Origin of the sequence: Klebsiella sp. 141161, from assembly GCF_050600815.1 — a bacterium.
Classification (GTDB): Bacteria; Pseudomonadota; Gammaproteobacteria; order Enterobacterales; family Enterobacteriaceae; genus Klebsiella; species Klebsiella aerogenes.
In genome coordinates this window covers 19,985-32,146 of record NZ_JAQIRN010000012.1, presented here as the reverse complement: position 1 = coordinate 32,146, position 12,162 = coordinate 19,985, and the positions used below count along the sequence as shown (strand labels likewise).

The window sequence follows — 12,162 nt, the reverse complement described above, 5'->3', positions numbered from 1 at the left end:
TCAGGAGAAGTAGCTCAGCAGCGAGTTAATCACCGTCCGTTGGTTTACCGCAGACAGGTTATAGAACAGCGGCAAACGCAGCAGGCGTTCGCTCTCCTGGGTGGTATAACGATCTTCCCCGCAGAACTCGCCGAACTGTTCGCCAGCCGGGCAGCTATGGAGCGGAATATAGTGGAACACCGCCAGAATTTCTGCCTCTTTTAGCCAGTTAATCAGCGCCGCGCGGTCATCGTTATCCCGCAGCTTAATGTAGAACATATGCGCGTTTTGCCCGCAATCCGCCGGTACCGCCGGCAGATCGATACGGCCCGCGCGCGCCAGCGGCAGCAGCGCGTCATAATAATTTTGCCACAGCATCAGACGCTGCTGGTTAATACGTTCAGCGGCTTCCAGCTGCGCCCAGAGATAGGCGGCCTGCAGATCGGACATCAAATAGCTGGAACCGATATCGCGCCAGGTGTACTTATCCACCAGACCGCGGAAAAACTGGCTACGGTTAGTGCCTTTTTCGCGAATGATCTCCGCGCGTTCCACCAGTTTACGATCGTTGATAAGCGTTGCGCCGCCTTCACCGCCGGCGGTGTAGTTTTTCGTCTCATGGAAGCTAAAGCAGCCAATATGGCCGATGGTGCCCAGCGCGCGGCCCTTATAGGTGGACATCACGCCCTGCGCGGCGTCTTCCACCACGTACAGGTTATATTTGGCGGCGAGCGCCATGATGGTGTCCATCTCACAGGCCACGCCAGCATAATGCACCGGCACGATCGCCCGGGTTTTATCGGTGATCGCCGCTTCAATCAGCGATTCATCAATATTCATCGTGTCGCGACGGATATCGACAAAGACGATTTTCGCCCCGCGGAGTACAAAAGCATTGGCGGTGGAAACAAAGGTATAGCTGGGCATGATGACTTCATCGCCCGGCTGAATATCCAGCAGCAGCGCCGCCATCTCCAGCGACGCGGTGCAGGATGGCGTCAGCAGCGCTTTGGCGGTGCCGAAGCGCTGTTCAAACCACTGCTGGCAGCGACGGGTAAAACCGCCGTCGCCGCAAAGCTTGCCGCTGTTCATCGCCGATTGCATGTAATCGAGCTCAGTCCCCACCACCGGCGGTGCGTTAAATGGAATCATCGTGTCACCTGTATAACCAGTACGCGGTGCTTTCCACATTCGCACCGCTGAGAATATAACGTTTAAGCGCGGCGGTGTTGCCCATTTGGGTCGCCACCCGCAGTGTAGAAAGCCCGCGTTGCGCCGCCCAGTGGCGCGCCGCCTGCATAAGCTCGGCTCCAGCGCCGCGTCCGGCCAACAGGCCGATACGCGCGTCGGTGTCATTGAGCTGACGCAAAGAAACAAATGCGCGGATGTCGCCATCGGACGCGCGAAATAACAGACACTGGTGGTCAAAGGTTCCCAGTACCGCGTTTTCGATCCATTGCGCGTAGAACCGGCCGCTGGCGTCAGCGGCGTACCAGGGAGCGCGAAAACGGCTCATGGCAAAGGCCTGCGCCGCCAGTTCACGCAGTCGCGCAATGTCGCCTTCAACGGCCCATTCGGCGCCGGCATCAGCCGGCTCGCCCACCGGCAACGCCAGATCGACCTCGCCTTCTACCAGTTGAAAACCGATCTCCTGTAGCGCATCCAGCCGGACGGTGTCGCTGGCGGCGACTTTCGCCTGCACTCGCGACCATCCCGCCAGGGCTTCAGCGGTGAGCTGCGGCGCGCGTTCGTCAAAGCGAACGATGCCGCTATTAACGGCGAAGAAGCGGTTTTCCCACTCCAGCGCTTCAATACTGGCGCGGGCGGGCACGGAGGAGATCCAGCAAGTATTGGCCATAGCCGGTTTTTTCCAGCCGCTTCGCGGCGCGTTTGACGCCATCATCGTCAAGCCAACCGTTACGCCAGGCGATTTCTTCCAGACAGGCGATTTTAAAACCTTGCCGCTTTTCTACCGTTTGCACAAACATGCTGGCTTCAATCAGGCTATCGTGCGTGCCGGTATCCAGCCACGCAAAGCCGCGTCCAAGCAGCTCGACGGTTAACGCGCCATCCTCAAGATACATCTGGTTGATGGAGGTAATTTCCAGCTCGCCGCGCTCGGACGGTTTGACCCGTTTGGCGTACTCGGCCACTTTGCCATCGTAGAAATAAAGCCCGGTGACCGCCCAGTTCGACTTCGGTTGTTTCGGCTTTTCCTCCAGCGACAAGGCGCGGAAGTTGTCATCAAACTCCACCACGCCGAAGCGCTCAGGATCCATCACCTGATAGCCAAATACCGTCGCCCCTTCGGTGCGGGTTGCGACGCTACGCAGCTTAGGACTAAAGCTCTGGCCAAAGAAGATATTATCGCCCAACACCAGGCACGCCGGTTCGCCGTTGAGAAACGCTTCGCCGATGATAAACGCCTGGGCTAAACCATCCGGCGTCGGCTGAACGGCATACTGCAATTGGATACCGAACTCGGAACCATCGCCAAGCAGGCGTTGGAAATCGCGCTGATCTTCCGGCGTGGTGATGATAAGGATTTCACGGATCCCGGCCAGCATTAACACCGACAGCGGGTAGTAAATCATCGGCTTGTCGTATATCGGCAGCAGCTGTTTCGACACGCCGCGCGTGATGGGATGCAGGCGCGTACCGGAACCGCCTGCCAGAATAATACCTTTCATCATGCCCCCCTGGGCCAGTTAGCCGTGCAGCCCAAGACGCTCGCCCTGATAGCTACCGTCCTGAACCTGTCGCCACCATGCCTCATTTGCCAGATACCACTGGACGGTTTTGCGCATACCGGAAGTAAAGGTCTCATCCGGCGTCCAGCCCAGCTCGCGTGCAATCTTCGCCGCGTCAATCGCATAACGCAGATCGTGGCCCGGCCGGTCAGCGACGAAGGTAATCAGATCGCGATAGTGCGCCACGCCCTGCGGTTTATGCGGCGCCAGCTCTTCGAGCAGTTCGCAAATGGTTTCCACCACCTCGATGTTTTTACGCTCGTTATGACCGCCGATATTGTAAGTTTCGCCCGGCTCGCCGCGGGTCGCCACCAGATACAGCGCTCTGGCGTGATCCTCGACGTACAGCCAGTCGCGAATCTGTTGGCCGTTACCGTAAACCGGTAGCGGTTTTCCCGCCAGCGCGTTGAGAATAATCAACGGGATCAGCTTCTCCGGGAAGTGATACGGGCCGTAGTTATTCGAGCAATTAGTGATAAGCGTCGGCAGGCCATAGGTACGCTGCCAGGCGCGCACCAGATGGTCGCTGCTAGCTTTCGAGGCCGAATAAGGACTGCTTGGCGCATAGGGCGTGGTCTCGGTAAAGAAATCATCGCTGCCGTGCAGATCGCCATACACTTCATCCGTCGAGATATGATGGAAGCGAAACGCCGATTTTTGCTCCGCCGCCAGCGTATTCCACCAGCTGCGCGCGGCTTCCAGCAGCGTATAGGTACCGACGATATTGGTTTCGATGAACGCCGCCGGGCCATCGATGGAACGATCGACATGGCTTTCCGCCGCGAGGTGCATCACCGTATCGGGTTGATGCTGGCGGAAGATGCGATCCAGCTCGGCTCGGTTGCAGATATCCACCTGTTCAAAGGCAAAACGCGCATCCTGCGCCACCGGCGCCAGCGACATCAAATTGCCGGCGTAGGTCAGCTTATCCACGACCACGACGCGATCGGCGGTGTGCTGGATGATTTCACGCACTACCGCGGAGCCAATAAAGCCCGCGCCGCCGGTGACCAGAATCGTTCTCACCGCCACACTCCTTTGGTGTCGATGATATAGGCCTGAGTAACGCTATCGCCGCTAACGGCTTTAAACTCGTTGTGATCGACCAGCATCACCAGCACATCGGCGCTCGCCAGCGCGTCATCGAGGGTCGCCAGCGTACACAGGCCATCAAGTTTCTTCGGCAGCGCATGAATGTTGGGCTCAACCACCTGCGTCGCGCCGCTGTGCCAGCGGGCGATCTGCGCGGCAATTTCCATCGCCGGGCTTTCGCGCAGGTCATCAATGTTAGGCTTAAAAGCCAGGCCGAAGCAGGCAATAGTCAGTTCGCTGGCGCGTTTATTGCTGGCATTCAGGCACTCGGCAACCTGTGCTTTTACCCGATCGATTACCCATTCCGGCTTGTGGTCGTTAACCTCGCGCGCGGTGCGAATCAGACGCGCCTGCTGCGGGTTTTGCGCCACGATAAACCACGGGTCGACGGCGATACAGTGGCCGCCGACGCCCGGACCCGGCTGCAGAATATTGACGCGCGGATGGCGGTTCGCCAGGCGGATGAGTTCCCAGACGTTGATCCCCTGATCGGCGCAAATCAGCGATAGTTCGTTAGCAAAGGCGATGTTGACGTCGCGGAAGCTGTTTTCCGTCAGCTTGCACATTTCCGCAGTGCGCGAGTTAGTCACTACGCATTCGCCTTCAAGGAAAATTTTATACAGCTCACTGGCGCGCACCGAGCAGACCGGCGACATTCCGCCAATAACGCGGTCGTTTTTGATGAGCTCAACCATCACCTGCCCCGGCAGCACGCGCTCCGGACAGTAGGCGACATTAACGTCGGCCGCCTCGCCAACCTGCTGTGGGAAGCTGAGATCGGGGCGCATCGCCGCCAGCCACTCGGCCATCTGTTCAGTCGAGCCGACCGGCGAGGTGGATTCCAGGATCACTAACGCCCCTTTCTTCAGGGTCGGCGCAATAGATTTAGCGGCGGATTCAACAAAGGCCATATCTGGCTCATGCCCGCCTTTAAACGGCGTCGGAACGGCAATCAGGTAGGCGTCAGACTCCACCGGCACGGTGGTGGCGCTTAAATATCCCTGTTCAACCGCCGTTTTCACGACGCTCGCTAAATCCGGCTCGACGATATGAATCTCACCACGGTTAATGGTCTCAACGGCGTGTTGATTGATGTCCACGCCAACCACCCGCCGTTGCCGGGAAGCAAATGCGGCAGCGGTTGGCAGACCAATGTACCCAAGGCCAATCACTGAAATGGTAGAAAAACTCATAGCGTTACCTGATTATTTTTAAGGGCGGATAAAATACGATCGCATGCCTGACCATCGCCGTAAGGGTTATGGGCCCGACTCATCGCCTGCCAGGCGGCATCATCCTGCAGCAGCCGGGTGACTTCATCGACGATACGCTGCCTGTCGGTGCCGACCAGCCGCACGGTGCCAGCGGCGACCGCCTCCGGGCGCTCAGTCATTTCGCGCATCACCAGTACCGGTTTCCCCAGCGACGGCGCCTCTTCCTGAATCCCGCCGGAATCGGTCAGAATCAGCCACGCCCGATTCATCAGCCAGACGAACGGCAGGTAATCCTGCGGTTCAATTAATTTCACGTTAGCGACATGGCCAAGAATACGGTTGACCGGTTCGCTGACGTTCGGGTTCAGGTGAACCGGATAAACAATCTGCACATCAGGATGATGGCTGGCGATATCCGCCAGCGCATGGCAAATGTGCTCGAAGCCGAGACCAAAGCTCTCGCGACGGTGGCCGGTCACCAGAATTAATTTCTTATCCTCTTCAAGGAACGGGTAGCGCTGCATCAGTTCATTGCGCAGCGCCTCGTCGCCAAGGACACGATCGCGAACCCAGAACAGCGCATCGATCACCGTATTGCCGGTGACGGTAATGCGCTCTGCGTCAATATTTTCCCGCAGCAGGTTATCGCGCGAGGTGGCGGTCGGGGCGAAATGGTACATCGCCAGGCGCCCTGTCAGCGTGCGGTTGCCCTCTTCCGGCCACGGCGAGTTCAGGTCGCCGGTACGCAGGCCCGCTTCCACGTGGCCCACCGGGATCCGCTGATAAAACGCCGCCAGACTGGCCGCCATCGTCGTCGTGGTATCGCCATGGACCAGCACTACGTCCGGCTTAAACGACTCCAGTACCGGCTTTAAACCTTGCAGAATGCGGCAGGTGATCTCGGTTAATCCCTGACCCGGCTGCATAATGTTCAGATCGTAGTCCGGCGTAATCGAAAACAGTTTCAACACCTGATCGAGCATCTCCCGATGCTGCGCGGTTACGCAAACCTTTGCCTCAAAATGAGGATCCTTTGCCAGCGCATGGACCAGCGGCGCCATCTTGATGGCTTCTGGTCTCGTGCCAAATACAGTTAGTACTTTCACATCGATTCTCTTCGATTAGGTGATGATGGCGCGGAGCCTTCATCACAGGCCCCATTCACTGGACACGACGACGTGCTAACGCCACGCCTGCGCCGATGAGCGCGCCCACAATCCCCCACATGATCATCAGAAATACGCGCCGCGGGCTATCGCGTTTTACAGGTTCTTCCGGCGTACGCAAATATCTGTAAGTCTGAAAACGTGGATCCAGCGTCGGGCCAACGTTTAGCGTGTTCAGCATGGCGCGGTTCTGGTCATAGTCGAGATCGTATTCCGGCCCTACGGCCTGCAGATTTTCGAGGCGCGCCTGCAGCATCGGCCGGCCCAGTAAGAAGAGTTCGGAGGCCGGCAGCTGCTCCGCTGGAACATCGGTCTCGCTGCGCGAAATGTTATGCTGCTGGGCGATTTTCAACGCCTGCTCGACGCTCTGCACGCGGCGGTTGTAGATCTCGCTCGCCACCTCTTCCTGACGCTTCACCTGCGCTTTCATCTGTACGGTACGCGCCGCCCAGGCGCCCTTCAGCTCATCATTAAGATGACCGGCGGCACGCTGACTGGCGAAAGCGACGTACTGACGCAGCAGATTATTGGCATCTGGCGCGGTCTCCGCCGTCAGCTTGATGCTGTCATTGACGCTTTTCAGCGGGTCGCCCGGGATAAACTGAATATCGTTAATGAGATCGTCAAGCATCGCCGCATCCGCGCGCGCGTTACCTGACTGACGCTGCTTGTAGTAGTCGGTCTGCAGCCAGAAGTCACGGCGGGTATCCCATGACGCCTGTTGCATAATGAACTCTTTGTATGCCTCATCCATGGCGGAAGGTTGGTCTACCGAAGCCAGATCGGCTTTGATATCCAGGTTACGTAAGAACTGCTGTTGCGAATAGTATCCGCCCAGCATATTGACGGTCGGCCGGTCGGTAATTGCCGTCGCGCTCCACTCCTGGCGAGCAAAAAAGGAATAAATAAGAACGATCAGCGCGAATAGCACGGCGGTGCCGACTATCCAGCCTTTTCCTGCCCATAAGGCGCGAAACAGCCCGCGAATATCCAGTTCGTTCTCAACGTTCACTGCTTGTGCTCCCGGTAATGGTTGAGTCATCACGTCCCCAGTTTTACTTGGTTAAATTTGGATTATTGCCGCTGTGTCGCCGAATTCTGCGTCTAATGCGCTTAACCAGACGCGCCACTTTCCATGCGCGCTTAATGCAGTAGCCATAAAGTAAAAAAGCAAACAAAAAGAGTATTAACATCACCCATTCAGGAACAATACGGGTGTATTCCGCCACTACGCCGACCAGCGCCAGTAAAGCGGCAGCCAGCGTAATCAGGACAAAGGCCTGCCGGGAAGTAAACCCGGCACGCATTATCAAATGATGAATATGCTGACGATCCGGCGAGAACGGGCTCATCCCCTTTCTCAGGCGGCGATACATAATCGCCACCATATCCATCAAAGGAATCGCAATAATCCACAGCGCCGTCACCGGGCTGATGGGATGCGTTTTACCCTGCGTAGTCTCCAGCAGGATCCAGATAATGGTGAAGCCAATCATGGTGCTGCCGGCATCGCCCATAAACACTTTATAGCGACGTCCAAGCGCGCCGAGATTAAGTAAAATATAGGGCAGGATGGCGGCGATCATCGCAAAACACCACATCGCCAGGCTGTACTGGCCGTCAAACCATAAGATGATGCCGGTTGCGGCGAAGGAAACGGACGAAAGCCCGCCGAGCAACCCGTCAATGCCATCCACCATATTGAAGGCGTTGATTGCCGCCCAAACGGCGAAAAGCGTGAGGAAAAAACCAAAGGGGCCGAGGACTAACTCCCACGAACCGAAAATATAGCCGAGGCTGCTGAGATGCAGATTACCCGCCGTCATCATGATAACGGCTATCGCGGCCTGAATAACCGCACGAATTTTTACGCTGATATCAAATCGGTCATCCAACGCGCCAACCAACACCAGCACGCCCGCACAGGCCAGATACAGCGTGGCATGAGGGATATAATAATCGGCAATCGCAAAGGTAAAACAAATACCGGCATAAACTGAGATACCACCAACTAACGGAATCAAACCTTGATGCCGTTTCCGATAGTTTGGCTTATCCACTAACCCAATTTTTTTCGCTGCTTTACGGGCAACAAATATAAACAGGGTCGTGAATAAGAAAACACTGATTAATTCAGTAATAGCAGTGAGTAAATTCACAACACATGTGCTCTCAGCATAGTTAATCCGGGGAGTATAACGATGATGTCTCCACTCCTGAAGGGGAAAAGCAGAACATTACAAATTTATTGTATATATTTTAGACTGTTAAAGTCCTTTCTGCCTTACCCGCCGCGCATATCATACGGCAACGCTGGCGGCGCTTTTCCCGCCTGGATCATACAAAGCTACAAAACAAAACGCCACGCAATCGCGTGGCGTTTTTTCGGCGTATTCCGTCCTACGAACGCTTCATCATATCGAAGAAGTCGTCGTTAGTTTTGGTCATCGCCAGCTTATTAATGAGGAACTCCATTGCGTCGATTTCACCCATAGGATGGATGATTTTGCGCAGGATCCACATTTTCTGCAGCTCTTCCTGGGTGGTCAGCAGCTCTTCTTTACGGGTACCGGAACGGTTGTAGTCGATAGCCGGGAAGACGCGTTTTTCCGCAATCTTACGGGAGAGGTGCAGTTCCATGTTACCGGTGCCTTTGAACTCTTCGTAGATAACTTCATCCATTTTAGAGCCGGTATCGATAAGCGCGGTAGCGATGATAGTCAGGCTGCCGCCCTCTTCCACGTTACGCGCCGCACCGAAGAAGCGCTTCGGACGATGCAGGGCGTTGGCGTCCACACCACCGGTCAGCACTTTACCGGAAGCCGGAACTACGGTGTTGTAGGCACGGGCCAGACGGGTAATGGAGTCGAGCAGGATAATAACGTCTTTTTTGTGCTCAACCAGACGTTTCGCTTTCTCGATAACCATTTCGGCAACCTGCACGTGACGAGATGCGGGTTCGTCAAAGGTAGAAGCGACAACTTCACCTTTAACCAGACGCTGCATCTCGGTCACTTCTTCCGGACGTTCGTCGATAAGCAACACCATCAGCACGCAGTCAGGATGGTTGTATGCGATGCTCTGCGCGATGTTCTGCAGCAGCATGGTTTTACCGGCTTTCGGCGGCGCGACGATCAGGCCACGCTGGCCGCGGCCAATCGGCGATGCCAGATCCAGTACGCGGGCGGTTAAGTCTTCGGTAGAACCATTACCACGCTCCATACGCAGGCGTGAATTCGCGTGCAGCGGCGTTAAGTTCTCGAACAGAATCTTGTTACGCGCGTTTTCCGGCTTGTCGTAGTTAACTTCGTTAACTTTCAGCAGCGCGAAGTAACGTTCACCCTCTTTAGGAGGACGAATCTTACCGGAAATGGTGTCACCAGTGCGGAGGTTGAAGCGGCGGATTTGGCTGGGGGATACGTAGATGTCGTCTGGACCGGCGAGGTAGGAGCTGTCTGCTGAGCGGAGGAATCCAAATCCATCCTGCAGTATCTCCAGTACGCCATCGCCAAAGATATCTTCGCCACTCTTTGAATGCTGCTTGAGGATGGCAAAAATAATATCCTGCTTACGCATACGAGCCAGGTTTTCCAGCCCCATATTTTCGCCGAGAGTAATCAGCTCAGAAACCGGCGTATTCTTTAATTCGGTAAGATTCATAGTGGTGTGGGTTCTTAAACTCGGGGTAAATCTCGAACTTAATGTTGTGAATGGTATGGCAGGAACATCCATGCCTGTTAGCGGCTTCATCTCGTGTCTGTACGTTGCCTGGTCACAGGAAAGAACGCAGAACTGAAACGACAAGACGGAATGAGTGATAAGCCCGGAATTATTAGCCTCACGCGCATAGTCTGCGGGACGCTTTGGGTAAAACAAGATTCAAACAATAGGTATGTTTAAAACGAAGTCTGGAATTAACTTAGCACGACTCAGGCCGGGCGTCCAGAGTTCCACAAAAAATAGGAATCCGGACGCCGGAATGGCAAACCGATTACGCCAGGTTGGCGTCGAGGAACTCTTTCAGTTGGCCTTTGGACAGCGCGCCGACTTTAGTCGCCGCGACTTCGCCGTTCTTGAACAGCAGCAGCGTCGGGATGCCGCGGATGCCGTACTTCGGCGCCGTGCCCGGGTTCTGATCGATGTTCAGTTTAGCCACGGTCAGTTTGCCTTGATACTCTTCAGCGATCTCATCCAGAATCGGGGCGATCATTTTGCACGGACCACACCACTCTGCCCAGAAATCGACGAGGGTCAGCCCGTCAGCCTTGAGTACGTCCGTGTCAAAACTGTCGTCAGTCAGGTGAATAATTTTATCGCTCATATATAACTCCACAGGAATAAGCCTGGTGTGTTGGTGTCGCAGTCATCAACGACGTGTTGATGCTACGTTATGCACGCTATTCTTCAGGATGCCTCTTTTATAAGCTACCTGCGGGAATGGATCCACCATGGACCACCACCGCCGATGCTTAAGCGCACTGTCTGCAAATCAACCTGCGGCAGATTTACCGCCCCCGTTGCGCTTAGTAGTCTAAGCTTTCCGGGATCCATTCAGTAGCCGGAGACGCACCTTGAATAATTTCGTATATCGCCAACGAAAGGTTGACGTTATTTCACCGGATACGCTTTCTTAATGCAATAGTTAGCTGATATTCTACCACACTATGAGCAAAACACATTTGACAGAACAGAAGTTTTCCGACTTCGCCCTGCACCCGGCAGTTGTCGAAGCCCTTGAAAAAAAAGGGTTTCATAATTGCACACCCATTCAGGCTCTCGCCCTTCCGCTCACGCTGGAAGGCCGCGATGTCGCCGGGCAGGCGCAAACCGGTACCGGTAAAACGATGGCGTTTCTGACGTCAACGTTTCATTATCTTCTCTCTCACCCGGCCATCGCAGACCGCCAGGTTAACCAACCGCGCGCGCTGATCATGGCGCCGACGCGCGAGCTGGCGGTACAGATTCACGCTGACGCCGAACCGCTGGCGCAGGCGACCGGCCTGAAGCTCGGTCTGGCTTATGGCGGCGACGGCTACGATAAGCAGCTGAAAGTACTGGAAAGCGGCGTTGATATTCTGATCGGCACCACCGGTCGCCTTATCGATTACGCTAAACAAAACCACATTAATCTCGGCGCCATTCAGGTTGTCGTGCTGGACGAAGCCGATCGCATGTACGATCTCGGCTTTATTAAAGATATCCGCTGGCTATTCCGCCGCATGCCGCCGGCCACTCAGCGCCTGAACATGCTGTTCTCCGCCACGCTGTCTTACCGCGTACGCGAACTGGCGTTCGAACAAATGAACAACGCCGAGTACGTTGAAGTCGAACCGGAACAGAAAACCGGCCACCGCATTAAAGAAGAGTTGTTCTACCCTTCCAACGACGAAAAAATGCGCCTGCTGCAGACGCTGCTGGAAGAAGAATGGCCTGACCGCGCTATTGTTTTCGCCAACACCAAGCATCGTTGTGAAGATATCTGGGGCCATCTGGCGGCAGATGGGCATCGCGTTGGCCTGCTGACCGGCGACGTAGCGCAGAAAAAACGCCTGCGTATTCTCGAAGAGTTCACCCGCGGCGATCTCGATATTCTGGTTGCGACCGACGTAGCCGCTCGCGGTCTGCATATCCCCGCCGTCACTCATGTCTTTAACTATGACCTGCCGGATGACTGCGAAGACTATGTCCACCGTATCGGCCGTACCGGCCGCGCGGGCGCCAGCGGACACTCCATCAGTCTGGCCTGCGAAGAGTACGCACTGAATCTGCCGGCAATCGAAACCTATATCGGCCATTCGATCCCGGTCAGCAAGTACAATCCGGACGCGCTGATGACCGATTTACCGAAGCCGTTGCGTTTGACGCGTACCCGCCCAGGTAATGGCCCGCGCCGTAATGGCCCGCCACGCAATCGTCGTCGTTCAGGTTAACATCTATGCCATACGCGAAATCTTTCAGGAT

General features: G+C 55.7%; 12 protein-coding genes. 1 reads left to right on the top strand and 11 read right to left on the bottom strand.

Annotated elements, in window-relative coordinates; all coding sequences use genetic code 11:
* The 11 genes from rffA to trxA all read right to left on the bottom strand — a co-directional run bounded on the left by rffA (window position 1) and on the right by trxA (window position 10,522).
* Complete coding sequence (gene rffA / locus PGR79_RS22650) at window positions 1-1,131, bottom strand: dTDP-4-amino-4,6-dideoxygalactose transaminase (protein ID WP_113374967.1); 1,131 nt, start codon at window positions 1,129-1,131, stop codon at window positions 1-3.
* Window positions 1,132-1,135: 4 nt separating this feature from the next.
* Window positions 1,136-1,810 (bottom strand): dTDP-4-amino-4,6-dideoxy-D-galactose acyltransferase, encoded by a 675-nt coding sequence (rffC, locus tag PGR79_RS22645; RefSeq protein ID WP_308958010.1) that lies wholly within the window; start codon window positions 1,808-1,810, stop codon window positions 1,136-1,138.
* Entirely contained in the window at window positions 1,788-2,669 is an 882-nt protein-coding gene (gene rfbA, locus PGR79_RS22640) for a glucose-1-phosphate thymidylyltransferase RfbA (protein ID WP_087858709.1), read from the bottom strand. The genes rffC and rfbA overlap by 23 nt, the downstream gene beginning before the upstream one ends.
* Before the next feature lie 18 nt (window positions 2,670-2,687).
* Complete coding sequence (rffG, locus tag PGR79_RS22635) at window positions 2,688-3,755, bottom strand: dTDP-glucose 4,6-dehydratase (protein ID WP_047038438.1); 1,068 nt, start codon at window positions 3,753-3,755, stop codon at window positions 2,688-2,690.
* On the bottom strand, window positions 3,752-5,014 hold the full coding sequence (gene wecC / locus PGR79_RS22630; protein WP_308958001.1) for a UDP-N-acetyl-D-mannosamine dehydrogenase: 1,263 nt from the start codon (window positions 5,012-5,014) through the stop codon (window positions 3,752-3,754). The genes rffG and wecC overlap by 4 nt, the downstream gene beginning before the upstream one ends.
* Entirely contained in the window at window positions 5,011-6,141 is a 1,131-nt protein-coding gene (gene wecB, locus PGR79_RS22625) for a non-hydrolyzing UDP-N-acetylglucosamine 2-epimerase (protein WP_072059450.1), read from the bottom strand. Before wecB ends, wecC begins: the two co-directional genes overlap by 4 nt.
* A 55-nt stretch (window positions 6,142-6,196) precedes the next feature.
* A complete protein-coding gene (wzzE, locus tag PGR79_RS22620; protein ID WP_308957999.1) occupies window positions 6,197-7,243 on the bottom strand; it encodes an ECA polysaccharide chain length modulation protein in 1,047 nt (348 codons plus the stop codon).
* Between the two features lie 13 nt (window positions 7,244-7,256).
* A complete protein-coding gene (gene wecA / locus PGR79_RS22615; RefSeq protein ID WP_015368885.1) occupies window positions 7,257-8,360 on the bottom strand; it encodes a UDP-N-acetylglucosamine--undecaprenyl-phosphate N-acetylglucosaminephosphotransferase in 1,104 nt (367 codons plus the stop codon).
* Window positions 8,361-8,601: 241 nt separating this feature from the next.
* Window positions 8,602-9,861 (bottom strand): transcription termination factor Rho, encoded by a 1,260-nt coding sequence (gene rho / locus PGR79_RS22610; protein ID WP_002883293.1) that lies wholly within the window; start codon window positions 9,859-9,861, stop codon window positions 8,602-8,604.
* A gap of 86 nt (window positions 9,862-9,947) precedes the next feature.
* Complete coding sequence (locus tag PGR79_RS22605) at window positions 9,948-10,049, bottom strand: rho operon leader peptide (protein WP_049245627.1); 102 nt, start codon at window positions 10,047-10,049, stop codon at window positions 9,948-9,950.
* Window positions 10,050-10,192: 143 nt separating this feature from the next.
* Window positions 10,193-10,522 carry a thioredoxin TrxA gene (gene trxA / locus PGR79_RS22600; RefSeq protein WP_002883224.1) on the bottom strand — a complete coding sequence of 110 codons (330 nt, stop codon included), beginning with the start codon at window positions 10,520-10,522 and terminating at the stop codon, window positions 10,193-10,195.
* Window positions 10,523-10,865: 343 nt separating this feature from the next.
* Here trxA and rhlB point away from each other — a divergent pair, with 343 nt between their 5' ends.
* The gene (gene rhlB, locus PGR79_RS22595; protein WP_015368886.1) at window positions 10,866-12,131 is read left to right on the top strand and encodes an ATP-dependent RNA helicase RhlB; all 1,266 of its coding nucleotides are present in this window, start codon (window positions 10,866-10,868) and stop codon (window positions 12,129-12,131) included.
* Window positions 12,132-12,162: the final 31 nt, after the last annotated feature.

Bases quoted from the DNA above. Each gene is read 5' to 3' on its own strand.
- rffA (WP_113374967.1), bottom strand. From the start codon at position 1,131: ATGATTCCATTTAACGCACCGCCGGTGGTGGGGACTGAGCTCGATTAC.
- rfbA (WP_087858709.1), bottom strand. From the start codon at position 2,669: ATGAAAGGTATTATTCTGGCAGGCGGTTCCGGTACGCGCCTGCATCCC.
- wecC (WP_308958001.1), bottom strand. From the start codon at position 5,014: ATGAGTTTTTCTACCATTTCAGTGATTGGCCTTGGGTACATTGGTCTG.
- wzzE (WP_308957999.1), bottom strand. From the start codon at position 7,243: ATGACTCAACCATTACCGGGAGCACAAGCAGTGAACGTTGAGAACGAA.
- rho (WP_002883293.1), bottom strand. From the start codon at position 9,861: ATGAATCTTACCGAATTAAAGAATACGCCGGTTTCTGAGCTGATTACT.
- PGR79_RS22605 (WP_049245627.1), bottom strand. From the start codon at position 10,049: ATGCGCGTGAGGCTAATAATTCCGGGCTTATCACTCATTCCGTCTTGT.
- trxA (WP_002883224.1), bottom strand. From the start codon at position 10,522: ATGAGCGATAAAATTATTCACCTGACTGACGACAGTTTTGACACGGAC.
- rhlB (WP_015368886.1), top strand. From the start codon at position 10,866: ATGAGCAAAACACATTTGACAGAACAGAAGTTTTCCGACTTCGCCCTG.